Here is a 24,538-nt window from a genome sequence, read left to right on the forward strand (position 1 = left end):
AAAATGAGGGGAAAGGACTAGAGAGGACATGGAAGTGATCCGGGAAGCCCCGCTGCTCCGCTATTTGCGTTGGGCGAAGAAATTCGTAAAATTGCTCATACTCAGCCTATTGTGCTGTTCCTTTGCCATCCTGCTGCTGATTCTCTACCTCCGTTCGCAGCCGCTGCCGGCGGTCTCGATCAATCAGACGACGACCATTTACGCCGGAAACGGCGAGGTGCTGGATACGCTGCACCGCGGCCAGAACCGGTTTGTGGTCCCGCTGAAGGACATCGCCCCCTCCCTGGTGCAGGCGACGATCGCCATCGAGGACCGTTCCTTCCGCGAGCACTACGGCATCGACTGGCTGCGTCTGGCCCGGGCCGCCTACGTGGACGTGATCCACATGGAAAAGCTGCAGGGAGCCAGCACGATCACGCAGCAATTGGCGCGAAACCTGTATCTCACGCTGGACAAGACCTGGGAGCGCAAGATCAAGGAGGCGCTGTTGGCCATCCAGTTGGAGCTGAATTACAGCAAAGACGAGATTCTGGAGATGTACATGAATCAGATCTACTACGGCCATTCCGCTTACGGCGCCCAGGCCGCGGCGCAGACGTACTTCGGCAAGGACGCCAAGGATCTGACGCTGGCGGAAAGCGCCTTGTTGGCCGGCATCCCCAAAGGCCCGTCGTACTACTCTCCCTTCGTGGACTTTGACAAGGCCAAATCGCGGCAGCAGGTGATCCTCCAGGCCATGGTGCGCTCCGGCTACATCACGCCGGAACAGGCGGAGCAGGCGTATGCCGCCCCCATCAAGCTGAAAGAGCGCGGCACCGAAACCGCCACCGAACAGGCCCCCTATTTTCGCGATTACATCGCCAACCTGGTGAAGAACAAATACGGCATCGACGAAGAGACCTTTATCCACGGGGGGCTGAAAATCCACACGACCCTGGACCCGGTGATGCAGAAAAAAGCGGAGGACATCATCGCCAAGGTGCTGCCGAAAGACAAGCCCGACCTGCAGGTGGCACTGGTCGCCATGGACCCGGCCACCGGCCAGATCAAGGCGATGGTGGGCGGACGGGACTACCGCAAGAGCCAGTTCAACCGGGCATTGGGCATGCGGCAGCCGGGCTCCTCGTTCAAGCCGATCCTGTACCTGACCGCCCTGCAAAACGGCTATACGCCGCTGACGCTGATGAAAAGCGAACCGACCGTGTTCACCTACGACAACGGCAAGACCTACATCCCGAAAAACTTTGGGGAGCGCTACGCCCACGCCTATATCAACATGCGGGAGGCGATCAAGACCTCGGACAACATCTACGCGGTCAAGACGATCGACCACCTCACCCCGCAAAAAGTGGTGGAACAGGCCCGCAACCTGGGGATCACCAGCAAGCTGCAGGCCGTTCCCTCGCTGGCGCTGGGCACGTCGCTCGTCTCCCCGCTCGAATTGAACACCGCCTACGCCGCCATCGCCAACAAAGGGGAACGGGTCAAGCCCATTGCCATCACCCGGATCGAAGACAGCCAGGGCAACGTGCTCGTCGAGGAAAAAACGGAGAAAACCAGAGCCGCCGATCCGGTGGCGTCGGCACTGCTGATCAACTTGATGCAGAGCGTGTTTGAACCGGGCGGAACCGGCTACCGGGTGGCAGGCGAACTGAACAGGCCGGTCGCGGGCAAAACCGGCTCCACCGATTACGACGCCTGGCTCAGCGGATTCACGCCGCAGTTGGTCACCACTGTCTGGCTGGGGTACGACAAGAATCAAAAAGTGGACGATGTGACAGAAGGCTATCTCTCCAAAAAAATTTGGGCGCAGTTCATGGAAAGCGCGCTGAAAGACCAGCCTCCCGCCTTGTTTGACATGCCGGCAGGGGTGGTGTCGGTGTACATCGATCCGGCATCGGGCAAGCTGGCGACGGAGCACTGCCCCAACCCGCAGTTGTTCTACTTTGCCAAAGGAACCGAGCCACAGGAGTACTGCACGGATCACCTCCCCAACCATGAAACGCCCACGCCGCTCCCGCCGCCGGACACTCCGTCGTTCTGGCAGCGCATGGGCAGTTGGTGGAAACCGTCGGAGTAGGCACGAAAAAAGGGCCGTCCCACAAGGCAGATCGATTCTGCCGGGGACAGCCCCTTTTTGCCGTCAGCGGGCCGATTCGTCGCCGCCGCCCACGACGCCGCTGCCGTCGGCGAACACGTGGTCGTTGCAAATGGTGATCAACCCGGCTCTGTCAAGCTGCTCCAGCACTTCAAACAGGCTCTCCCGTTTTCCGGCCGGCAGCTTGCGGACAAAGTCGTTGATTTCCTGGGGAGACACGTGCGTGCGAAAATGGACGCCGCCGTGCCGCACGTAATGGTTGTCGTCTGCCTGAGCGTCGTTCCCCGGCAGGTCTCCCCCCTGTATGCGGTCGGTCATCTTCAACGCCCCTTCCGTCAACAGTTTGGCCGTACCTTCCTAGTCTCCCGCGTCCGTGGACAGGGAATGCGCTGAAAAATGCCCCAACAACGTCATGGATCAGCAGCGAACACAACCCAGCAAGCGTTTTCGTAAAAAAAGACAAACAGGAAAAGAGTGACGGGCTCTTTCCCTGTTTGCTGACCTAGTGTACATGTACACAGCTATGGAAATAAGTTTACCTGACTTCAATACGGCTAACAATTGATTTCACAATTTGTTCACAATCCGTTCAAGATTTCCAGCTTCGCCCAAACAAACGGCAGGATGGGCGGAACCATTTGGCTCAACCATGCGCTTGCACGGCGTACTTTTTAGGCCAACGCCTGCTTCAGTTCCTCGCTGGAATTCTCCCACATCGTCGGGTTGTGTTCCATCAACAGCTTTTTCAGCGCCGCTTTTTCCGTGTCGTTCAGCTCCGACACCATGATGCGCCGTTTCATCGAGTAGTCCATCCGGTTGACATGGTCGGCCAAAATCTTGTATCCGCGCCGAGCCTCCCGGTCAATCTCCATGTAGCAGGCGGTTACCCCTGCGTAGTACGGTCCCGAATCGTTGCGGTCGACCGTCACCCAAACCACCCAATACGGCTTGCCGTTGGGGACCTCCTCCTTGTTCGTCGTCCACTTGATGCCTTTTTCCACGGCGCTTTTCGCATGCAGTGCGCCCATGTCGATGTAGGCCTTGTCCCCGTCAATGATGACGGAGGAGACGGCGCTCAGGTCAAGCACCCCCTGCCCAAAACCGCCGTGCACGTCCGTTTTCCCGCTCATGATCGTAAAACCACCTGATTTGCTGTCAAAAATGTCCACGTGATCCACCTCTTCTGACCCGAATCTTCTTACAGCATATTCTACCCGGAAACGGTGTGAGGCGCAATTTTACGACGCGCCCGGCCGTTTGGGCCCCTCTCTGTTTGGCCCCTCTCCACTGTCCTTCACATGGAACGGACGCAAGCGGGAGACACTACAAACGGAGCTTCTCTCGAGGCTTCTCTCGGTAAACGCCGCTTGCAGCCATCCGGATTTTTCTGAAGCGAATTCCGAAGCGAAAAGGAGTGACTGTACGGATGAACGATCGTCCGAGAGATCGGGACATTCAGCTCAACAGAGAGCGTCAATTGCAGGAACCGTATCCCGCTGCCGCACGGGTGGTGGATCAGGTCGTGCGCGCAAAGGCGGCGGAGTCTCCGGCCCCTCCTGTTCCGGAGGAAGCTGCCGGCGGCGTCGACGGACTGAAGACCGGCGTTCCCAGCAATTACGAAGCCAGTTTGGGCGGCGAGCCCGCGAGCCTGACCGCTTTTGAAGTGAAAAAGTCGCCCGGCCGTTTGTAGCCCTGTCTCAAAAGGGCAGGGAGAACCGTGTTGACGGACGGGCCGGCGGCCGATTTTTCATGAATCCGGCCGTCTCTTTTTCTTCACCGCTCGCGCCGCTTTGCCGAACAGCCAGATCAGCAGTGCCGCGCTCCAGGCGCTGTGAAACGCCATGCAGGCGATGATCGGCCAGGAATTGAACATGGTGTACTCGGAGAAGCGCAGTTGGAAATAACAAAAGGTCACAAGAAAGGTAACCGCCATGATCAGCCAGATGCGGATGCCGAAAAGAAAGCTCAGGTATCCGGAAATCAGCAGACCGATCAAGGGTCCCCCGAATTCCCAGGCGGGAATGATCAACATAATCAGGATGAATATGCCGTCAACGCTCATCATTTTCTACTCCTTCCACATCTTCCAGGCGGTCTTCAACAAGCCGGAACAGTCGGCCTGTTTCCTGCCGATCTTGGGAATCTTCCGATGAAAACCGCTGGATCAGCAGCTTGGCCGAGGAACTGCTCCGGGAACGCGGCAGTTCCTGAAAGAGCGGCTTCTCTCCGTCCAGCACGTGAACCACCACGATATTGCCGTGGTACTCGACGCGCAAGTCGTCCCACACTTCTTTTTTCTCGGGAGTAATCCGTATGGTCCTGCCGGACTTGGAGACGATCACTTCAGGAAATTCACCGTCTTCGCGGGACAGGATGTAATAGAGGTAGGAAGATGTTTTCTGCGGAGTTCGCCGCATCCCGTTCTGCACATCCTCAATGCCGAGCAGCAGATGGCCCACCTGCTGGATGACGTACGGATTAACCGGCAGCTTGGCATGTTCCTCCTTGACGTAATACTGTTTCTTGATGTCTTTTTGGGCGTAGTTGGCGCTCAGGTAGGGAACCGTTCCATCCCCCACCCCGGGGTCAAAATACGGTACCAACTGACGGGAAACGGGATTCATGACATATCCCAGCAGGGTCGTTTGCCCATGTCCGACGATGGAATACTGAGGGACATTGATCGTCTTGTTGTCCCACTTTTCATGCAATTGTCCCGCGTTTTTGACCAGCGGGTCATAGTCAAGGCGGATCTCCCGGTCTTGCAAAAATTCTTCATAGGAGTACGGGTGAACCACGTCCTTTTTGAGAAACGCAACCGTGTCGAAGTACTTTCGGGAAGGAAGCAGTTCGTATACAGCGGGAGCGTATGCGGAGATGACTTTCCCTGTTTCTTCGTGCAGGAAGGGGATGCCGAAGTTGTAGCCGTATTTGATCGCCTGATATGCGCGGGGCGATCCCAAAAACGGGGTGCCCATGTAAATGATACGCTTTACTTTTGGCTGATAGGATACGTTGGACAGGAGCGTCTCCCGGACCAGCAATCCGCCCATGCTGTGGGCGACCAACTGTACCTGGCTGGCTCCGGACTCCTTCAGGGCCTCGTCTATTTTCTGCTTTAAAAATTTGGCGTTGTCCGCGTTGCTGTACCGCCAATCGTAGGGCATGGCAAAAAGCGTCCGGTTTTTCCTGTACCCCATTTTCTCCAGATGCTTCGCCATGCTTGCATACTGCTCCACTTGTTTCTTGATGACATCCAGGTCCAATTTGGTATACGAAAGATATTCAATGGCGCGAAACCCACCATCCGCCCGTTCCGGAAACACTTTGATACCCGGTTGGCGGGGCTGTACGTTTACGCTGCCGTTCTTGACGGGTTCCAGCGACAGAATCCTGCGATGCCGCGGGTCTCTGATGCCCACGCCCATATCCCACAAGCCCAACCATATTTCCGAAGTCTTCCCGTCCTCCTCCACCTCCAGCCGGGAACCGCCGATACCCGGAATCAGGATGACCGGAATCGTAGCGTTCGAGATCGACAGCTTGTAGGCGTGCGGCTTGAGGGCGGAACGGCGGCTGGCCGAGACTTTTACGAAGTAGGTGCCGGGGTCGCCGTTGTACACGATCAGCTCGTCCGCATTCCTGGCCTTGTCCGATTTGGCCACCAGCTTGTTCTCCTGGTTGTACAGGTACAAATCCAGGTCCATCCCCTCGGGAATATCGCTGAGCGCTGCCCGGATGGTGGAAGACCGCTTTATCGTTACGCGGTAGAAATCGACATCGTCAAGCTGATGCAAATTGGCCACGATGCTTCCTTGCACCATCGGTTCGCGGGCGTCTTTCGGCGTGTCGTTCGGTTCGTACTCGTCCGGCTTGCCTTCCGATCCGGCAACGAAATCCGCCCTCAGGCGATAGTGAAAGGTCTTGTTGAATGTCCCCCGGCTTCCCTCCACTTTCACGTAGTACCACTTGTTTTTTTCGACGGCGACGTCTTCCACCCGCTGCTCGTCACTTCCCGGATGGTCGGAACGACCCAGCTCGCGCTCTTCGCCGTCGAACACGTACAGGTAATAATCTGTCTGGTAGGGGATGTCGAAGAGCGAGAACGCGATCGCCCCGTTTGCGGGAGCTTTGATTTTCCACACATCCACGTCACCGCTTTTTCCAATCCGGCCGTACGCGTCCTTTCCGGTAAACATCCAGTCCGCTTTGGAAAAGGTGTCATTGGGCTCCAGTTCATACGTCGCGGGCAGCCCCCGCAGCGCCGCTTCCGGCGGCTTCGTCCTGCCGGAAAAGCGCCGGTAAAACGTCTCTTCCTGCTCCTGCAGGTCGCTGTCCGCCTGCTCGTCCGGCTCGTTATTACCATCTTCGACCTCTTCGCCCTCATTCCCTGCGTCCAACTCCTCCTCTCCCGTCACTGGATCGGAGTTTTCCACTTCCATTCCTTCCCCCGCATGCGGGTCTTCCCCACCGTCGTCCTCCTGTTCTTGCAGCGCGATCCATTCGCTCTCGCGGGGCTTGTCCCCCGCCTCATCCGCAAGCGCAGCGCTCTGTTTGGCCAAACCGGCCGGAACCACGCTGCTCAACAGCAGGACAGCCAGCAGCAGCACATGTGCCATCCGGCGCAACGTCTCTCCCATAAAAATACCCCCTTGCCTGTTTCTTCCTATAAGGTAGGAAAAGACAGCGAGGGGGAGCAAGTAAATTTACCGCGTGGTATGGTTGCGAATGCCCTGGCGTTCCCAGGCGTTGGCGATAATGCGGAACGGTGTCCGATAGTCCGCCTGATCATGCCCGGCGAGCGTCTGTTTGTTCGGGAAGGCAAAGCCCTTCACCGCTCCGAATCGAAAATTAACGTGAAAGTAAACGGCGTAGCTGGCATCCTTCTGAAAGCCGCGCTGTTTGTCTCCCATCAGGGGCGTGTCGACGCCGGTTTCTCTCATGCCCAGTTTGGGCACCATGTAGGACGCCCCCTGCCATGCCGTCGGCGACGACTGCTGCAGTCCCAGGGTGGACTGAAGCGGCGTGTTTCGCCTCCCCGTTTCCGAAATCCATGCTTGCGCCGCGGTAATCTCCGGATAGTTGCCGCTGACCGGATGACGGTGACGCGTTTCCAGGACGAGACTGGTCAAGATGCGCTCGCCGGCGTAAAAATCATCGGGACGACTTTCCGGATATCGGTCCCGCCCGTGGTACTCCGCCCATTCGGCGGTGTGGCGCAGCAGCCCTTTGGCGTTGGGTTCGAACACCTCAAACTCGCGCTCCCCGCCCTTTACCGTGATCGTGTAACGTCCCGTCATGTTTTGGGTCAAGCTGTGCGGCTCGCACGTTTCGTTCCCGTCGTCGTCCTCCGTGCAGCTCTCATACGACACGTTAAACCGGATGTGGTAATCCATCGTGATGACAAACCCGTTGATCTCGACTTTGTATTTTTGCGCGTTTAGCACCTGCCGCCACGTCGTTTGCGTCGGGACAACGGTTCCGGTGTAGAGATAGTCTCCGCCGGTTCCCGCGCTGCTCACCTGCCACTGTTGGGGTGTGCCGGGACCGGTCACCTTCAGGTCCAGCATGGCCGGGTTGTACACGGCGAGGCTTTTCGCGTCCGCGATCCATCCCGGCGTCGCCGTCACGGTTACGCCTTTGATCCCGTCACCGCTGATCGACTGCTCAAGCTGTGACTTGTACAAAGTGATGTTTTGGTTGATCTCCTGCTTCACGCGATCAAAGCCCTGATTGATTTTGGTCTGGTCGATCTCGACGCGGATCCTGGCCGGTTCGCGTTCCCATACACCGTCGGCATTCACCTGCAGCTTCTGCAGCTCGCGGCCGTCGCTGTCGAAAATCTTGAGGCCGATCTCGCCGCCTTCAAAGCTGCCTCCTCCTCCCGGCGGGGCGGGAATGGTTCCTCCTCCGCCTCCGGTCACCTCGACCGGCCATTGAGCGCGGTTGTCCGGCCAAATGGTTTCGTCAGCCGGCCTGTCTTTGTTCGGGTTGATGTTGGCGATAAAATCCTCCGACTGCTGCGGGTATTGGGTCGGCACGGTAATTTTGCGGACTTCCCCCGGCTTGAAGTTGTTTACGTCCAGCATGGTGGCCGTCGGGGAGCTTTCCCAGCGAACCGCCAGTTTTGTATCGTGTTCCAGTTTTCCGGCGTTTTTCACGTCAAACGTGATGGTTGCGGTCGTCCCTGGAGCCTGCGGATCGTTTGGTGTAATCTTGAAGCTGCTTTTGATGATCAGCAGGTTTTCCCCATCCGGATTCGGGTTGGGATTTCCGCCGTCTCCAATGCGAACAAAGAAGAAGCCGTCACATTGGTCAGAATCACTGTTTTCATCATAGAACTGGATTCTGTAGAATCCCGGTAACGGCAACCCCGTTGGTCCACTGCTATCACGGGGGAACGAAATGCTGTGATGGTTCTGCGCTCGTGACGATGCGCTCAGCCATTTTCCGTCGCGCTGTTTTTCCCAGGTGTTCGTTGCGGGATTGAGCCACGTGAGCGAAAAATGCGTGTCCGCGCTGGTAAAGAGACGGAAGCCGTGATACCCGTCGATCCAGTCTTCCGGCTTCAACTCAAGGATTTCACCGCGTTCGACGTCCTTCTCCCAAACGACCTGTCCTGTCGTGTGTTCGATAGAGGCGGTTAGTGTGTAACACTTGCGATCGGACCAGATTGGCAGTTCCAGCTCCCGAATGCAGCCCGTCTCGGAAATAAAGACCAGCGTGACGGTGTCCCCTGCCTCCACATCGTATGGCAAGAACAGGTGGAACTTTTCTTTCGCTGCCAATTTTCCTGTCAAGGGTGTCTGGCTGCCGTTGAATTTCAAGTACCAAGTGCCCGGCACGTCTGCGGCCACTCCCAAGTGGGTGTCGTAGTCGTTTCCGGTATCCGTGAAGTGGCTGAAGTACAGCCCTTCGTCAAGCAGCGTGTCGTCCAGCAGCTCGCCGCCGGGCGAATAACCGACAGGCGGTTCCCCATACGCGTAGAACTTGATCCGATCCTGCTCGTCTATTGTGCAGCTCGCATCCCGGACTTTGATGGTGATGGACCAGGCGCATTCCGGCCGGCTGGCAGCATCAAAGTTCGTATGCTCCAGGTTGAGTCTCAGTTGGTACGTCTTTCCCCGTTCCAGAGGAACTATGTCTTTCCTAGCGTATTCGTAGGGCAATGTGAGCTTGTCCGACTCGTACGGTCCGACCTTTCCCTTATCGTTCTCTGCCAGCGGCACGGTCACTAGTTTCCCATCCGGCAGCGTCACTTCCCAATAGACATTCAGGGGCTGCACGTCACCATATCGATCCGTGTACTGCACACGAAAGTTCAGCTCTTCCCCTGGTGATACCTCGATGGTTTCCCCGTTTCTCACCGTACTTCCCGACAGTTTTACGATGGGGCACTTGTCGAGGCGGTCTCCTTTCTTCAGCACAAACATCGTTTTTACCCAACAGTCAGCCCCGTCGTCGCTTTCGTACTTGATCTGTATTGGTCCTTCGTCGAATGGGGCGTCCAGCACACCAACCCTGGCGTTGTTCCCGGCCCCTTTCTCCATTGGCACGCCGTTGGCCGTGAATCTTCCCGACTTGGCTGCCGTAATGATGATCCGGCTGCCCGGTTCGACATAGATGGTTTCCCCGCCGCTAGGAACGCTCTGTAATTCCCGATCGCTTTTCTCTTCCTCGATTCGAATATCCAACTTGGTTTGGGTGGAAGAGATACTGCACGTCGCGGGCGGTGGCGGTTCATTTCCCCCACCTCCATCCGGAGGAGGCGAAGGAGGGCTGCCAACAACGAAAGGTGCTGCATACGCAACACCTTGACCTCCCACTGCAGGGGCATTTTTGGTATTTCGGGCATGTAAATCTGTGAAGAGGATTCTTGCTTCGTAGTTTCCGGCTTTCGAGGGGACCCACGTTTGTTGCGGGAAATTTATCGTTGCACCGCTCCCGTCCCCCTCGCCACTGATCGGGTATTCTTTGATCAACGAGGAAAACGTATACTCTGTCTTTCCGGTATCGACATTGTAGATGTAATAGTTGAAGACTTTTAACCCGCGATTGTAAATACTGTAGTCCTTGCCAGAAGCATCAATCTTGACGGTGTCCCCAACATGATACTGGCTCTTATCGGTGCGAATCGAACCATCCGGTCGCTGGGTCGTTACAAATTTAACAACACCAACCCACGAGCCTTGTTCGCCACTTTTTGCAGGTCTGAATGAGAAAGGCAGGCCTTTTCCTCCGGACATTTCGGCTACCTTGGACAATAGATAACCGGTGTACGGTTCCGAACCGGGATCTCCTCCGGTTAATTCGACACCGTAAAGGCCATTTGCGTTGCTCATAAAAGCGGGATTACCATTAAATAGGGTAGCCCAAGCCTGAGCCTCAGCAAAGTCTACAATTGGGTAACCATTGTTAGCAGTATCTGTAGCTTTAGAGTAGTTTAAAACTTTGCCACTACCGCTAGTAGCCCCGTTGTATTGTACATCAGCTACTGTAAGATACGTCCTAGTGTTGTTTAGACCATAACTAGGCCCGTAAATTATATGATCGTAACTACCTTCAACCCCCTTATTATCATTAAGCCACCCTGCAGTACGTCCATACATTTTGGGATTACTTGCACTCGCTTTAACGGACATTGGAAGAAACATAATTGAATTAAGTAAGAATGAAAATGCTACTATTGTGCAGATTAAAGTTTGGGATGTTTTCAACTTCATCGTGATTCATCACCTTACGTTTTCCCGTTCAAGTGAAGGTAATTTAATATAATTGTAAAGCGCTAAAGGAACGGCCTCTCCTTTCCTCTTCACACTCAGTTGAAAGTACTTTATCTGATCCGCATTAAGCAGGATTCCTCCAGACTCAAATTCTACTACCTTCCCATTTTTTAGGCTGGCTATAAGCCGAATAGAAAACCCATTAACAACAGGAATTGTCCCTCGCAAATACCCTCCAGAAATTTTAAAGGAATTATGAACTTGATTAGCGATCTTTTCCCCCTCGTTAATACCCAAAAAATCTCTATGAAGCATTGCCAAGGCCTTAGCCTGCTCGACTCGGGAAACACCTGAAAAAGCGTCAAAGCGTGTGGTCGAAACCCCATTAGCGAATTTCCCGGGTCTCGGTGGTAACCATTCTTCAGCTACGGCAACCGCCGTATAAGATTGATGCTCCCTATCAAAAGGTATTCTCAACTTCTTCCAAGCATTGACCATAAGCAATCCAGTCTCTTCCCTAGTTAGAACCTTATTGGGATTAATCGAAACATTATCCAAAATCCCGTCTTTCTTCGCCCTCTCATAGTACACCTTGGCCCAATGATTCGCCGGAAAACCGGGAATCGGAACACCTTGGGTCAATCCCTTAACATTCACCAACCCAGCAACAAGATCCGCCTGAGTAACCGGCTGCTCGGGACGGAAATTCCCATCAGGGTAAAGCCACATCAGTTTATTTTTGACCACATATTCGATCGCTGCACGGTTCGGGTGGTTTTCATAGTCTTTCTGCACCGTTTGCGCTTGCGCAGTAGAGGGATGGGCCGCCGCGAAAAGACCGCTTAATGTAAGAACGGTTCCCAACACACTGGAGAGAAAAAAATACATTCGTTTCAAGTGCCTACCTCCTCCAAAATCAACATTTCCTCTATTCGGAATATTGAAATTATATGGAATTGATACCATTCGCATCGACACAATCACGTTTGCCAGGCCGTCCATTTGATGCTTCTCCGCCCCGTCCCCCCCTTTTCTCCTACGACCATTTTACCCACCCTCATCTTTTCCAGAAAGAGGTTTTGTTAGATGTTTCTGCAAAAATCTTCGCAAAGCCGGTGCCGGCACATCTCCTTCCAGCTTGCCCGCCACCGCCCCGTCTTGCACGACGAAGACGGTGGGTGTTGCTTCCGCTCCCAGCCGTTCGGCTTCGGCCAGATCCCGTTTGTCGTGAACGTCCAGCCGCTCCACCTGCCATCGCGGAAACTCCTTGATCACCTGCTCGAACGTAGGCGTAAACGTGGTGCAGTACCCGCAGCTCTCGCTGAACACGTACACCACTTTCGTCTGATTGGCACTGGCACCGGTCCACAACACCATCGCCGCGACCGCGCAGCCAAACAGCGACGCCACCCACATCCAGCGGCGTTTGATGCCACCCTTCATTTCCGTACCTCCTCATGCGCTTCCCAATGCGTATTTTGGCAGATCAGGCGTGTCCATATGGAGTTGTCAAGGAACGGTGGCTTCATTATGCCGCTCCCTGTTGAGACAAAAAAAGACCGGCATCACGGCCGGTCTTTTTCTTGCATCCCCACTCTATCATTTTCTATCATGACAATACCATCAATAATCAGTGCGCGGGCGCGTCGCTGTCGGCATTCATCAGCGCACGCAGCTCCTCGATAAACGCCATGCCTTTGAGAATCTCCTCTTCGGTATAACGCTGTTTGCTTTTAAAGGTAAAAATTTTGGCCTTCATTTCATCATAGGGAAGATTGCTGAAATACAGGATGGTGGAGACCAATTCGAGAAAGCGGGAGTTTTCCTCGTTCATCCGTCGGATCAGCCGCTCTCCAAGGCCGAAATCCACCTCGTGGAAACGGAGAAAATCGCGGCCCGCTTCGTTCAGGGTGTACCGATACAATTGAATGGCCCCCTTGCTCTCCATCTGCTCGTCCAACAAGCCCATGTTGCACAGCTCGTCCACGCGCAGCGTCAGTTCCTCGGAATAGGGGCCGTACATGTGAAATTCAAACCGCTCGTCGAAGTCCATGTTCAGTTGTTTCGCTATGTATACCATCTTTTGCAACTTTTTTCGTCCGCTCACTTCGCCGGCAATCTCGATCAAGCGTATGATTTTGGCGTGACGACTAAGCATCTTCCATCACTCCCAGACGTTCTCGTATCTTTCCGGAGACGTCCTCCGGCAAAGCCAGCACCTTATCCATTGGAAAGTACAGCTTGTAGTCAAACCGGCGCTTGCCGCTGATCGCCTCCACAATCTCCGATCTCTGCGACAGCTCTACCAGTTCTCCGGACGGCATCAGGAGCATGATGGGAATACGCTCCTCTTCCTCGCCGGCACGATAAAAATCATACGGAAGATCGGAGGTGGTGTCTACTTCCAAATAATACATCGGGTCGATGCCCGCCGCTTGGAACTCTTCTTTCAGCTCTGCCAGCAAGCGGTAATCCCTCGGATTGTATTCGACGTATTTAAAGAGATTCCTGTCCAGAAAACGGGCGCACAAATCTTTCAAAATGGGATCGCTCTCCTTGCGCCACATCTGCATGTAAAAGAGAATCACAGACTCGTCAAGGGACAGGTAATCCGACAGGCTCACCTTGTCCGTCAAGAACGGCAGCAGCAGCACCGGCTCCTGCGCGAACGAGTAGCCTTGGGCAAACAGTTCCTTGGCCCGCTGGAAAATCTTGCGGAGCACCACTTCCGCGCTGCGCGTGACCGGGTGGAAATATACCTGCCAGTACATCTGGTAGCGGGACATGATGTAGTCCTCGACGGCGTGCATCCCGCTGAATTTAAACACGATGCCATCCTCGTGGGGGCGCATCACCCGCAGAATCCGTTCGATTTCAAAGTTGCCGTAGTTGACGCCGGTATAGTAGGCGTCGCGCAGCAAATAATCCATCCGGTCGGCGTCGATCTGGCTGGAGATGAGGCTGACAATCAGTTTGTTATCGTACGTTTTGGCGATTACCTCTTCCACCCGTTTGGGGAAATCGTCGCCCATCCGGCGCAAAATGCGGTTGATCTGCGTGTCGCCGAGCAAAATCGCTCGGGTCCAATCCTCGTGATGGTAGCGGAACACCTTTTCAAACGAATGGGAAAACGGCCCGTGGCCCACGTCGTGCAGCAGCGCGGCGCACAGGCAGAGCAGTTTTTCCTCGTACGACAGGTGAATCCGCCCTTCAAACGTCTCAAGAATGCGCCGCATGATCTCGTACACGCCGAGCGAGTGGTTGAACCGGCTGTGTTCCCCGCCGTGGAAGGTAAAAAAGCTGGTGCCCAGTTGCCTGATCCGGCGCAGCCGCTGAAACTCCGGCGAGTTGATCAAGTCCCAGATCAGTTTCTCCCGGACGTGAACGTACCGGTGCACCGGGTCCTTGAACACCTTTTCTTCATGAAGAAGCTGGGGCTGTTGCATCCTGGACACTCCTTTCCTGGTTTACGTCCCGTCGTCATGTCCCGATCGGGCTTTTGGGTCCATCATACCATAACGTCAGCCGGCTGGAAAACGACGGCATGTCTGCCAGCGGAGAGAGCTGCCGCCCAAGACGGAGGAGTTGACCTCGAAATGCCGAATGAAATCCTACGTTCCACTTGTAAAAAAGAGGCAGCCTTCGTCTCAGATTGGGAAACATCCCGTTTACACACTCGTTTACCTTCATGCCAACACTCCGCTCTGTCTTTCTTCCTTATATCTCAATTCGAAGGAGGGTTTGCCCAGTGATCCGCACTTGCCGTTCCTTTGCCGAAGCCTCCCGTTTCCTGCCGTTCGTCTGCCTGGTTCCCCGCGACATGATCGACAACTGGGACATTGCCGAGATCCGTATCCGTCCGGAAGGAGAGAAGTGGGCCACACTGTGGTATCGCGTCCAGGCGAAAACCGGTGCTTTTCGCGTCAAACAATTTTTTCTCGACCTCATGGAACCGTCTTACCCCGACACCTGCATCTTCCAGGCAAAAGGGGAATGCCATGCGGTGGACGGGATTGCGTTCTGGCGCGGAACCAACTACAAAAACCGCGACAGCTACGTCCTCTCCTTGTGGAAAACGCAAATCGAAATCTCGATCGACTCCGGCCGGATAGATCTGGAGGAAATGGGCCGCTTCATTGCCGGGCTGCAGCCGGAGGATCCGCTGCGGGCGGAGGAGATTGTGAACAATCCGTTCCATGCGCTCAGTTTTCACACCCGAACCGGGAAGGGACAGGGAGAAATCAGCCGCTGCCGCCGCTGGACGTCTCCGAATGCTGCCGGCTTCCACCCACTCCCCGTCACGCTGCCAGGCACGTGGATCCTGGAATCGGTAGGGGCGGCTGACGGCGAGACCCAATACGTGTATTGGGATGAACGTTCAAAGACGTATGCCCTATGGGCCATCCGCACCAAAGCGGGCGGCTATTATCCCGCCGCCTCCTGGACCCGCAATTACTCGCCGCCTGTCGTGATCGGCCGCCGCGAGTTCTACCGGCATCCCGCCCGCGGTACGGTTGTCCACGAACGGTTGGATGATAAACAGATCTCGTACGTGTTCAGAGGACTGCCCGCCACGACGCCGCAAGACGTGGACAGCATGTTTGGGCTCAGCCCTTCTTCCCCGGGCGGGTTAACCGGTTGATCTTCACAAAGAACCCCCTCCGCGCGTGCGGAAAACACCCGGCTTTCCGGTTCGGCACGGAGGGGGATCCCCACCTATCGTTGCAGCGTTTGCTTTATGTCCAGCGTGCTACGTGTTCATCTCCGCCTCCGGCCCAAACAGGTCAGGGCGCTTGGCCGCCTTTTTCGCCAGCCGCTTCCTTTTGCGCTCCGCCAGCACCGTGTAGAAGGACGGCACGACGATCAGCGTCAGCATGGTGGAAAAGAGCAGCCCGAAAATAATCGTGACCGCCAGCGGCTGGAACAGCACGTCACCGGAGATGGCGAGCGGCATCAAGCCGGCCACGGCCGTCAGCGAGGTCAGCAGAATCGGCCTCAGCCGCGCTTCTCCCGCCTGGATCACCGCCTGCTTCAGTTCCGCGCCGTCACGCCGCGCTTCCTCGATAAATTCGATCAGGACGATCCCGTTGCGGACGACGATCCCGGAGAGTGAAATCACGCCCATCATCGTCATGAAGCCGAGCGGGGTCTGGGTGACAAACAGCCCGATCAGGCTGCCCGCAAACGCGAGGTAGACCGTGCTTAACACCAGCACCGGAATGCTGAGCGAATAGAACTGCATGGCGATCAGGATCAGGATGAGGAACACCACCACGACGGACAGTTTGCCCATGTCGATGAAAATGTCCGTCTGCTCCGACGTCTCCCCGCCGATCTCCCAGCGATAGCCGTCCGGCAGGGGGAATGCCTGCAGCATCGGCTTTATCTCCTGCATGACCTCGGTCGCCGTGCGCCCTCTGACGTCGCTGGAGATGGTGACGCAGCGGGACAAGTCGCGGTGCGGAATCGCCTGCGTGCTGAAAGACGGCTTGACTTCCGCCAACTGGGACAGCGGAATCTGTTCGCCCCGGGCGTTGGCCACGGTCAGCCGTTGAAAGAGCAGGGACGGGTCCTCCTCCCCTTTTTGCAGGAACAGCTTGATGTCGAGCAGATCGGTCCCGTTGTCAAACTGGCTGACCGTAATCCCTTCGCTGACGAGGCGCAACGTCTGGGAGAGATCATTGTAGTTGACCAGCTTTTGTTCCATGATTTCCTTGTTGACGACAAATTCCAGCGTGTAGCGCTCGATTCCGAAGTCGTCCTGCACATCGTACGTTCCCGGAATTTTCGCCACCCTGCTCTTGACCTGCTCTGACAGGGTGCGCAGCGTCGCCACATCCTCCCCGTACAGCCGGATCACCACCGGCTTGCCGACGGGCGGACCCGCTTCCAACTGCTTGGGCAGGATGCTTGCTTCCGGGTACAGCTTCTTGAATTCCTCCCGCCACGGTTCCATCATGTCGTCGATTTTTACTTTCTCCTCGTCAAAACGGACGACCAACTGGCCGACGGTGATGCCTTCGCCGGCACCGGTGTCGCCGCTGAACATTTTCGGCGCGCTGCCGCCGGCGTACGAAGCGACCGATTCGATGCCCGGCTGCTTCATGATCCAGTCGGAAACCCCTCTGACCACGCGATCCGTCTCGTCGATGCTGCTGCCGACCGGCAGGCGGATGTCCACCAAAAACTGCGGGCGATCATCGTTGGGAAACAGTTGAACCGGGGTGAACGGAATCAATCCGTAGGCGAGCGTGCCGATCAGCACGCCGACCATCCCGGCCAACAGCGGGCGCTTCAAAATCCTCGGCATCAGCCGGTTGGCGTACCATTTGGTCAACTGCTGCAGCTGCTTGCCCAACAGTCCCGCCGGTTTGCGGTAGCCTTCCACTCCGGAGCGGCGGCGCTGCTCATACCATTGGCGGAAAATCGGAATGATCGTCAGCGACATGATCATCGACGCCAGCATGGTCAGTGAGATGATGACCGGCACGGGACGGATGAATTGGCCCGCATTGCCGTTCAAAAACATGAGCGGACCAAATGAGGCAATCGTCGCCAGCGTGGCCGTCACGATGGAGATGGACACTTCATTGGCGCCGTTGATGGCTGCCTGCAGCGGATTTTCGCCCAGAACCGAGAGGCGCCGTTCGATATTGTCGTTGACGACCACGGCGTCGTCCACCAAAATCCCCAACACGATGATCAGCGAGACGATGGAGATCATGTTCAAGGTGATGCCCAGCGGGGGCAGGAACAACAAGCCCACGGCCAGCGAGATGGGAATGGCCAGGGCGACGACAAACGAGGTGATCAGATTCAGCCCCAGCGTACACACGAGCAAAACGGCGGCGATGGCAATCCACATCTCCCGCGACAGATCGTCAAACAGCTCATCCACACGTTCGTTCTGCGTATAGATGGAGTGCTTCTCGGCCCACGCCGGCAGCGACTTTTCCAGCGTCGCCATCATCTCGTCCACCCGCCGCTGCAGCGAGGGAACGTCGCTGCCCGTCTCGGCGTTGATGCTCAGGGAGACGGACGGTTTCCCGTTGTAGTACGAATACGATTTGACCGTCTCCGTGGTCAGCTTCACGGTGCCGATATCTTTCAGATAAATGGGGTAGCCTTCCGCAGTGCGCGAGATGATCACCTGGTTCAGCGCATTCACATCGTAGTTCTCTGCCAGTTTGAGCTGGTAGGTCCGGCTGTCGGCGGTCAAATCCCCCAGCGGGACGCGTTCGTTCTCCTTTTTCACCGCCATCATGACTTGGCCCCAGGTGAGGCCGTACTGGCTCAGCTTCTGCGTATCCACCTCGATATGTACTTCCTCTTCGGGCAGGCCCTCGATGGAAACGTCCGCCACATTGGGAATGGTACGCAGTTGATCCTTCCACGACTTCAACAGCGAGCGCAGACTGTAGAGCTGCTCCCGCGTGTCGGCGGTAATCGCCAGCGTCTGCACAAACGTGCGGTTCAGATCGTCGTTGATGATGGGCTGTTTCGCGTCGGCGGGCAGGTCAGCTTCCGCGTCTTTCACTTTCTTGCGCAGTTCATCCCATTTTTGCTTGGGGTCGATACCGCTCTTCGTCTCCACGACGATCGTCGACACGCCCAGGCTGGAACGGGACGAAATGTAGCTAAGCCCCTGCAGCTCGTTGATTTTCTCTTCCAGCTTTTTCGTGACGGTCTGCTCCACCTTTTCCGGTGAAGCCCCCGGGTAGATGGTCGTGACGGTTGCAATATTGATAATGATGTCCGGTGACTCCTGCTTGGGAAGCTGGAAAAAGCTGAGAAATCCAACCAGCACGACCATCACGAAAAACATCAGCGTGATTTTCCGTTTGCGGACGATGTATTCGATCACTGTGGCTGACCCCCTGCCGCTTCGATTGGGTCGCCGTCAAACAACCGGTCCACGCCTTTGACGATCAGTTGGTCGCCCTCTTTCAGACCGCTCAGGATCTCCAGTCGGTTGCCGTTGATCGCTCCGATGGACACGGCTGTTTTGACCGCCTTTCCGCCGACGTTGACAAAGACGTGCGCGTCTCCCTGCCCGCGGCTGATGACGGCCTCGACCGGCACGAAGATGCCTTCCTTGCCCTGGATCGTTTTTCTCGCTTTCACCACCTGGCCGGCAAACCAGTCATGCCTGGGATTGGCGACGTGAACCTCCACCCCGATCGTCCCCGTTCCCTGGTTGGTCGCCGGATAGATTTTCACCACCTTGCCGTCGCGCTTTTGGCCGTAGAGATCCATGGCGACGGTCTCTCCTTCCTTCCAGGCAAAAATCTCCCGGTCGGGGACAGGCAGCACCACTTTCAACGTGTCGATGTTGCCCACGCGGTAGACCGGCGTTCCCACGCCAACCAGCGAACCGGTGGAGGACAGCTTGGCGATGATGGTCCCGCTGATGGGCGCGCGGAGCTGCGTTTTGGCCAGCGTGCTGGCGGCGAGCTCCTTGGAAATCATCGCCTGGTTGTAGCTGGCCCGGGTCAGCTCCCTGTCCTCCGCCCGCGCCCCCTGCGTGACCAGCGAGTACGCCTGCTGCGCGTTCTGCAGGTCTTTCTGGGCGACGGCCAGATAGTTTTGGGCATTTTCGTACTCGCTTTGGGAAATCGCTTTTTCCTGGTACAGCCGCTCAATCCGTTTGAAGTCGTCTTGCGCCTTCCGGTAGGCAATCGTCGCTTTTTCCACCTGCAGCCGCGCCTGCGTGACCTCCTGATCGCGCGCCCCGTTGTTTACCTTTTCCAAATTGGCGGCGGTCTGCTGGACGGACGCGTTTGCCGACGCCACCTGCAGCGAGTAGTCGCTGCCGTCCAACCGGGCGAGCAGTTCGCCTGCCTTGACGTTGTCCCCTTCTTCCTTGGCCAGTTCGACCACCCGGCCGCCCACTTCAAACGAAACAAGCGCCTCTTCCAACGGCTGCAGTGTGCCGGACAATTCTGACACCTGGGTCGCCTGTTCCTTTTTGACCGCGGTGATTTCCACTTTCTTGACCTCGGCAGCCGACACGGCCGGAGCCTCTGTCTGCTCCTGTCCGCTGCAGGCGGTCGTGGTCAAGAGGCCGGCCATGAGTGCAGAAACCAACCATTTGCTGTTCATGTCACCCTCCGCTCCATTTCCTTTCATTTCAGAAGATTGATCCATCTGTTACATACGGAACAGAAATCGGTCAAATTTCACATATTGGACATTCCGCCCAGCAAAATTTTCCGCGGCGTTTTGGAACAGGCTCCTCGTTTTCCACATGCAGATGCTGCCTGTTGTTCGTAACATAAACGGGAAAGCTGCCCGACCGAATACCCGCAGCTTTCCCTCAGGATTCCCCCCTACAAACGAAGCCGGGTCACGAGGCTCGTCATGTCCTCAGGCATGCGGGCGGTGCACACAATCTCGTCCCCGCTCACCGGATGCACAAACGAAAGCCTCCAGGCGTGCAAGGCCTGTCGCCGCAGCAGCCTGCTGTTTCCGCCGTACATGGCATCGCCCACCAGGGGATGTCCGATGTGCTGAAAATGGACGCGTATCTGGTGGGTGCGTCCCGTCTCCAGCCAGACACGCACCAGCGTTGCCTCCTCGGCCCGCGCGATTACTTCATAGTGGGTGACGGCAGGATCGCCGCCATCGATCACGCGCCGTCTGGTCGGGTGTCGCGGGTCGCGGCCGATCGGGGCCGTAATGGTGTCCGCCTCTTTCTCCACCACACCCGAAGCGACGGCCAGATACTCCCGCTTGATGCCCCCTTCGCGCAGCAGCCGGTCAGCCAATTGGTGGCCGTACCCGCTTTTGGCCAACAGGATCGCGCCCGAGGTCTCCTTGTCCAGCCTGTGCACCGGATGTACGCCGGCCTGTTCTCCCTTATCCCGCAAATAGGCGGCAAGGGCGTGGACCAGGGTGCCGTTCTGCCCTTCCCGAACGGGGTGAACCAGCATGCCCGCCGGCTTGTCGGCCACCAGCAGGTGCTCGTCTTCGTAGAGAATGCTGACCGGTATGCGGGCAGCTTCCCGGGCCCCGTCCGTTTCCGACGTCCCTTCCCTCTGCTGCTGCCGTTCCGCCACCCGGACAAGCACCCGGTCGCCCGCCTTTACCTGCCTTTGCAAATACGGAGACTTGCGGTTCAGCAAAATCCCTTTGCTCCGCGTCAGCCGCTGCAGCATCCGGCCCGATACACTCAGTTTTTGCCGGGCGATCTGCTCGACGGTAAGCCCCGCATCTTCTTGTGTCACGACGTACTCCAACCATCCCTTGCGACTCACGTTTATCCCTCTGTTTCACGCTTTTCTCCCCATTGTACTGAAAAAGCGGGCCGGTATGCCAGCGCTCCCCCCGCCGCGAAAAGGGGAAAGCGTCCGCGTCCCGTATCAGGAGCGGACGATCATCGCCTGCAAATCGCGGTCAAAATCCGCAATCGCTTCCTGCTGGCCCATCTCCAGCAGTTGTGTTACATACCCCTCATCCGCGTACAATTCCCGTCCCAGCAGCTTCCCGGCAAACATCACATGCAGCCGACGTTTCCACCCCAAATGGATCATGGCAACATCCCCCTCACTTACCATACTTTATTGTATGTTAAGTATAGTATTGGACAGGGGCGTTTGTAAACATTTTTGTTTAAAAAATAAGGAAATCGTACCTTTCAGGAGCTATTCCAGGCACGCCCTTGATCTTTTCCGAAAAAAAAAATTTCCCCCATATTGAGAGTGTGCATCTCAATGTGGGGGAAGCTGTTTTCAGACACTCAACTGATTTAGTCCCAGTCAGGTTCCGCGCCGTAATATTTGATGAGATTATTTTGCCCGCTTTGATTTGAGAATGTTGCGGGCAAGACACTTGTAGTGAACAGGAAAGCAAAGGCTACAATCGCCATCAGTTTTTTCATTGAATTTCACCTCCTTGTACCACACTAGTATCATTATGGCAAATACTTGAAATTTTTTCCATATATTCGAATGATAAATTTTTTTTGTTCAGTCTATGATTTTCTATAACAAGGCTGATGCATTCTGTGACCTTCTGAAAGTCTCCCAACTGCCGATAGTACAAAATACTTTGGAGAAGACTGTTGAAACCTTCGTCAACCTGACCAATCGCGAATTGACACAAGCCCTTTCGCTTGTAATACCTCGCTGCCTGTTTGATCCGATACGGATGGGTGAGAATGTCTTCAGGCAAAAATTGATCTTCCAATTCGATCAACTCTTTGATTAAATCGTATCTGCCGATCTCCAGGTAGACCTCCAGAAGATCGCTGACAATGGAGATACGCCCTTCCCGACTTGTATCATTGAGACACTTTTTATAAAGACTGGTTGCTTCGTCATACTCCCCTTTCTTTGCATACAGCAGTGCCCGCAGGTGGTTTTTGCGAAAGTCCGCATATTCGCTTTTTTCATACTTTTTCAGGTAAAGCTCGGCAAGAATGAGATCGTTCAGGCGCAGGTAAGCGTTGACGATGGCAATCAGGGCGGAGGCTCTCTGTTTGCTGTCGGATTGGTCTTCACGAATCCCCTTGCTGCACAGGTCAATGCATTCCTGATAATAATCCAGGATGTAGGCGTGTACGCCCAAACGATAATACGCGGAGATTCGCTCAAACGGGTGCAGGTATTCGATGTAGTGCAGCAGTTCCTTTCCTCTGCGGTAGGTCTCCTCGAATTGGGTGAAGTGGTCGCGTTCGATTTCATACCGTTCCAGAAGCCCTTTTGCCAGGTAGTAGGGAATGCCGCGTCTCCTGGTATAGTCGATCAAAACGTCATACAAGGCCAGTTTGATTTCCGCCTCTTCTTTCTCTTTTGCGACCTGCAGCAGCGTATCCAGGGCAAGAAACGTGTCCATTTTAGGGGTCTCCAGCAACTTTTGAGCCGCTTTCCGAACCAGCGACCTGTTATTCAGGGAGACAGCTTCTTCCAGGAGAAATTTCAGCATTTCCGCCCGCTCGGTCACGTCCAGGTACGAGCTGACAAGCGATGCGTAGGGAATTTGCAGTGCGCGCGTTATTTTTTTGCAGGTGGTAAATCCGGGCCGTTTCGTTTCCCCGGATTCGATCCGTGACAGGACGCTTTTGCTGACACCTGTCCGCTCCGCCAATTCGCTGATCGTGATGTTCTCCTGGCGCCGATACCTCAGAAGCATCTCTCGAACGTCCTCTACCATAGCAGAAGCCCCCTACAAAAATCTTTATCCTTTTTAACTTTTTTAATAGATTATCACAAGATTTGATTAACTGTAAATATTTTACTGCCTTTCCCGGTATTGTCCGCCCCAACAAAAAAAGACCCGCTTGGATAAGCGGGCCAGACCGTCCATGGTTCGCGTTGTTCAGCCTTTCAACTTGTCCGGATTGAGCGCCTCCAGCTCCGGCAGGACGAACAGGCCGTCTTTGCGGATCAGCACGTCGTCAAACCAGATTTCGCCGCCGCCGTACTCCGGACGCTGGATGTTGACCATGTCCCAGTGTACCTGGCTGCGGTTGCCGTTGTCCGCGTTTTCGTAGGCGCGCCCGGGCGTGAAGTGAAAGCTGCCGGCGATCTTTTCGTCAAACAGGATGTCGTTCATCGGGTGCAGGATGTACGGGTTGACGCCGATGGCAAACTCGCCGATGTATCGGGCTCCTTCGTCGCTGTCGAGAATCTCGTTCAGCTTCTTGGTGTGGTTGGCCGTCGCCTCCACAATCCTGCCGTTCTCAAACGTGAGCCGCACGTTTTCAAACCGGGTACCCAGATACGTGGTGGCCGTGTTGAACGTAATCGTGCCGTTGACGGAGTCGCGCACCGGCGCGGTGTAAATCTCCCCGTCCGGGATGTTCGCCTCGCCGGAACAGATGACGCTGGGAATGCCTTTGATGGAGAAGGTCAGGTCGGTTCCCGGCCCGATCAGGCGCACGTTGTCCGTCCGCTCCATCAGCGCTTTCAGCGGCAAAAACGCCTCGTGCATCTTTTGATAGTCCAGCGAGCAGACGTCGAAGTAAAAGTCTTCGAACGCCTCGGTGGACATGTTGGCGCTTTGGGCCATCGCCGGCGTCGGGTAGTTCAGCAGCGTCCAGCGCACATGGGAGGTGATGTAGTCGTGGAGCGGCTGCATCACCGACTGATGGGCCCGGCGGCGCTCGATCGGCACGTCGGCTGCCTCGCTGTCGTTGGCGGGGCCGTTGATCACGATAAACGCCTGGATGTCTTTGAACATCGGCTCTTCCCACTTGACCAGATACCCGGCCCGTTTTTCGTCAGCCCCCATCATCAATTCGCGCTGAATGGCCGGGTCGATGAACCGCACAAACGGATACGCTCCCTTGGCGTACGCCTGCCTGATCAGTTCCTTCGCCAGCGCATGTCCTTCCCCGCGCACTTCAATCAACAAACATTCCTTTTCCTGCAAACGAACGGAGTGGTTCAACAGGGTTTCCGCCAGCTTGACGATGCGTGGATCCAGCATCCTAACTCCTCCCCAAGGTGCATTAAATAAAAAATATTTTATCGAATGGACAGATATTTTTCAATTATGGAACCACTCATTGTTTCATCCGATGTCACGGAGCGCCATCCGGCCACGATCAGCGCATGGCCGTGACCGCGGTCAATCAAAAAAATTTCTTGCATGTTTTCACAGCCTTGGAGTATTCTAGTCATCAAGAGTTGATCTGTACGAACGTTTTGAATGAACACGCAAAGGATGGGAGTGTTGGTTCATGGTGAATGCTGCAGTTTTTCTGGCATAGGAC

At 55.7% G+C, this 24,538-nt stretch carries 19 protein-coding genes; 3 read left to right on the forward strand and 16 right to left on the reverse strand.

The window, feature by feature from the left end; translation table 11 throughout:
• Nucleotides 1-28 precede the first annotated feature (28 nt).
• Nucleotides 29-2,080 (forward strand): transglycosylase domain-containing protein, encoded by a 2,052-nt coding sequence (locus tag M516_RS0118455; RefSeq protein WP_029100427.1) that lies wholly within the window; start codon nt 29-31, stop codon nt 2,078-2,080.
• A gap of 63 nt (nt 2,081-2,143) precedes the next feature.
• Here M516_RS0118455 and M516_RS0118460 read toward each other — a convergent pair whose 3' ends face one another.
• Nucleotides 2,144-2,416 carry a hypothetical protein gene (locus M516_RS0118460; RefSeq protein ID WP_035290283.1) on the reverse strand — a complete coding sequence of 91 codons (273 nt, stop codon included), beginning with the start codon at nt 2,414-2,416 and terminating at the stop codon, nt 2,144-2,146.
• 353 nt (nt 2,417-2,769) lie between these two features.
• Nucleotides 2,770-3,267 (reverse strand): YwhD family protein, encoded by a 498-nt coding sequence (locus tag M516_RS0118465; RefSeq protein WP_029100429.1) that lies wholly within the window; start codon nt 3,265-3,267, stop codon nt 2,770-2,772.
• 257 nt (nt 3,268-3,524) lie between these two features.
• On the opposite strand from M516_RS0118465, the gene M516_RS0118470 reads away from it, so the two are divergent.
• Nucleotides 3,525-3,788: a hypothetical protein gene (locus M516_RS0118470; protein WP_029100430.1), complete on the forward strand. Its 264-nt coding sequence runs from the start codon at nt 3,525-3,527 to the stop codon at nt 3,786-3,788.
• Between the two features lie 57 nt (nt 3,789-3,845).
• Here M516_RS0118470 and M516_RS0118475 read toward each other — a convergent pair whose 3' ends face one another.
• The 7 genes from M516_RS0118475 to M516_RS0118505 all read right to left on the reverse strand — a co-directional run bounded on the left by M516_RS0118475 (nt 3,846) and on the right by M516_RS0118505 (nt 14,267).
• Nucleotides 3,846-4,163: a hypothetical protein gene (locus M516_RS0118475; protein ID WP_152523435.1), complete on the reverse strand. Its 318-nt coding sequence runs from the start codon at nt 4,161-4,163 to the stop codon at nt 3,846-3,848.
• Nucleotides 4,150-6,738, reverse strand: coding sequence for a lipase/acyltransferase domain-containing protein (locus M516_RS23900; RefSeq protein ID WP_051188293.1), 2,589 nt, complete (start codon nt 6,736-6,738; stop codon nt 4,150-4,152). The genes M516_RS0118475 and M516_RS23900 overlap by 14 nt, the downstream gene beginning before the upstream one ends.
• A 66-nt stretch (nt 6,739-6,804) precedes the next feature.
• Nucleotides 6,805-9,792: an ABC transporter permease gene (locus M516_RS23905; RefSeq protein WP_152523436.1), complete on the reverse strand. Its 2,988-nt coding sequence runs from the start codon at nt 9,790-9,792 to the stop codon at nt 6,805-6,807.
• A gap of 1,038 nt (nt 9,793-10,830) precedes the next feature.
• The gene (locus tag M516_RS0118490) at nt 10,831-11,709 is read right to left on the reverse strand and encodes an S-layer homology domain-containing protein (RefSeq protein WP_029100432.1); all 879 of its coding nucleotides are present in this window, start codon (nt 11,707-11,709) and stop codon (nt 10,831-10,833) included.
• Between the two features lie 159 nt (nt 11,710-11,868).
• On the reverse strand, nt 11,869-12,264 hold the full coding sequence (locus tag M516_RS0118495) for a thioredoxin family protein (protein WP_029100433.1): 396 nt from the start codon (nt 12,262-12,264) through the stop codon (nt 11,869-11,871).
• Between the two features lie 187 nt (nt 12,265-12,451).
• Nucleotides 12,452-12,979, reverse strand: a complete 528-nt coding sequence (locus tag M516_RS0118500; RefSeq protein WP_029100434.1) for a YwgA family protein — start codon at nt 12,977-12,979, stop codon at nt 12,452-12,454.
• On the reverse strand, nt 12,972-14,267 hold the full coding sequence (locus tag M516_RS0118505) for an HD domain-containing protein (protein ID WP_029100435.1): 1,296 nt from the start codon (nt 14,265-14,267) through the stop codon (nt 12,972-12,974). The genes M516_RS0118500 and M516_RS0118505 overlap by 8 nt, the downstream gene beginning before the upstream one ends.
• A 302-nt stretch (nt 14,268-14,569) precedes the next feature.
• Here M516_RS0118505 and M516_RS0118510 point away from each other — a divergent pair, with 302 nt between their 5' ends.
• Complete coding sequence (locus M516_RS0118510; protein ID WP_238551003.1) at nt 14,570-15,463, forward strand: hypothetical protein; 894 nt, start codon at nt 14,570-14,572, stop codon at nt 15,461-15,463.
• Between the two features lie 108 nt (nt 15,464-15,571).
• On the opposite strand, the gene M516_RS0118515 is transcribed toward M516_RS0118510, so the two are convergent.
• The 7 genes from M516_RS0118515 to M516_RS0118545 form a co-directional block, all read right to left on the reverse strand.
• On the reverse strand, nt 15,572-18,685 hold the full coding sequence (locus tag M516_RS0118515; protein WP_029100437.1) for an efflux RND transporter permease subunit: 3,114 nt from the start codon (nt 18,683-18,685) through the stop codon (nt 15,572-15,574).
• Complete coding sequence (locus tag M516_RS0118520; protein WP_029100438.1) at nt 18,682-19,923, reverse strand: efflux RND transporter periplasmic adaptor subunit; 1,242 nt, start codon at nt 19,921-19,923, stop codon at nt 18,682-18,684. The genes M516_RS0118515 and M516_RS0118520 overlap by 4 nt, the downstream gene beginning before the upstream one ends.
• Before the next feature lie 227 nt (nt 19,924-20,150).
• A complete protein-coding gene (locus M516_RS0118525) occupies nt 20,151-21,077 on the reverse strand; it encodes an RluA family pseudouridine synthase (RefSeq protein ID WP_029100439.1) in 927 nt (308 codons plus the stop codon).
• A gap of 105 nt (nt 21,078-21,182) precedes the next feature.
• On the reverse strand, nt 21,183-21,353 hold the full coding sequence (locus M516_RS25730) for a hypothetical protein (protein ID WP_156110380.1): 171 nt from the start codon (nt 21,351-21,353) through the stop codon (nt 21,183-21,185).
• A 215-nt stretch (nt 21,354-21,568) separates the two neighbouring features.
• Nucleotides 21,569-21,700 carry a hypothetical protein gene (locus tag M516_RS26190; protein WP_274518674.1) on the reverse strand — a complete coding sequence of 44 codons (132 nt, stop codon included), beginning with the start codon at nt 21,698-21,700 and terminating at the stop codon, nt 21,569-21,571.
• Nucleotides 21,697-22,974 carry a helix-turn-helix domain-containing protein gene (locus tag M516_RS0118540; RefSeq protein WP_029100440.1) on the reverse strand — a complete coding sequence of 426 codons (1,278 nt, stop codon included), beginning with the start codon at nt 22,972-22,974 and terminating at the stop codon, nt 21,697-21,699. Before M516_RS0118540 ends, M516_RS26190 begins: the two co-directional genes overlap by 4 nt.
• Nucleotides 22,975-23,139: 165 nt before the next feature.
• Nucleotides 23,140-24,252 carry an aminopeptidase gene (locus tag M516_RS0118545; RefSeq protein ID WP_029100441.1) on the reverse strand — a complete coding sequence of 371 codons (1,113 nt, stop codon included), beginning with the start codon at nt 24,250-24,252 and terminating at the stop codon, nt 23,140-23,142.
• Nucleotides 24,253-24,538 lie beyond the last annotated feature (286 nt).

The sequence above is a fragment of the Brevibacillus thermoruber 423 genome, from assembly GCF_000454065.1.
In the GTDB taxonomy this organism is placed as follows: domain Bacteria; phylum Bacillota; class Bacilli; order Brevibacillales; family Brevibacillaceae; genus Brevibacillus; species Brevibacillus thermoruber.

Excerpts from the sequence above, each read along its gene's own strand:
- M516_RS0118455 (WP_029100427.1), top strand. The coding sequence starts at position 29 with ATGGAAGTGATCCGGGAAGCCCCGCTGCTCCGCTATTTGCGTTGGGCG.
- M516_RS0118460 (WP_035290283.1), bottom strand. The coding sequence starts at position 2,416 with ATGACCGACCGCATACAGGGGGGAGACCTGCCGGGGAACGACGCTCAG.
- M516_RS0118470 (WP_029100430.1), top strand. The coding sequence starts at position 3,525 with ATGAACGATCGTCCGAGAGATCGGGACATTCAGCTCAACAGAGAGCGT.
- M516_RS0118475 (WP_152523435.1), bottom strand. The coding sequence starts at position 4,163 with ATGATGAGCGTTGACGGCATATTCATCCTGATTATGTTGATCATTCCC.
- M516_RS23900 (WP_051188293.1), bottom strand. The coding sequence starts at position 6,738 with ATGGGAGAGACGTTGCGCCGGATGGCACATGTGCTGCTGCTGGCTGTC.
- M516_RS0118490 (WP_029100432.1), bottom strand. The coding sequence starts at position 11,709 with ATGTATTTTTTTCTCTCCAGTGTGTTGGGAACCGTTCTTACATTAAGC.
- M516_RS0118495 (WP_029100433.1), bottom strand. The coding sequence starts at position 12,264 with ATGAAGGGTGGCATCAAACGCCGCTGGATGTGGGTGGCGTCGCTGTTT.
- M516_RS0118500 (WP_029100434.1), bottom strand. The coding sequence starts at position 12,979 with ATGCTTAGTCGTCACGCCAAAATCATACGCTTGATCGAGATTGCCGGC.
- M516_RS0118505 (WP_029100435.1), bottom strand. The coding sequence starts at position 14,267 with ATGCAACAGCCCCAGCTTCTTCATGAAGAAAAGGTGTTCAAGGACCCG.
- M516_RS0118520 (WP_029100438.1), bottom strand. The coding sequence starts at position 19,923 with ATGAACAGCAAATGGTTGGTTTCTGCACTCATGGCCGGCCTCTTGACC.
- M516_RS25730 (WP_156110380.1), bottom strand. The coding sequence starts at position 21,353 with ATGATCCATTTGGGGTGGAAACGTCGGCTGCATGTGATGTTTGCCGGG.
- M516_RS26190 (WP_274518674.1), bottom strand. The coding sequence starts at position 21,700 with ATGAAAAAACTGATGGCGATTGTAGCCTTTGCTTTCCTGTTCACTACA.
- M516_RS0118540 (WP_029100440.1), bottom strand. The coding sequence starts at position 22,974 with ATGGTAGAGGACGTTCGAGAGATGCTTCTGAGGTATCGGCGCCAGGAG.
- M516_RS0118545 (WP_029100441.1), bottom strand. The coding sequence starts at position 24,252 with ATGCTGGATCCACGCATCGTCAAGCTGGCGGAAACCCTGTTGAACCAC.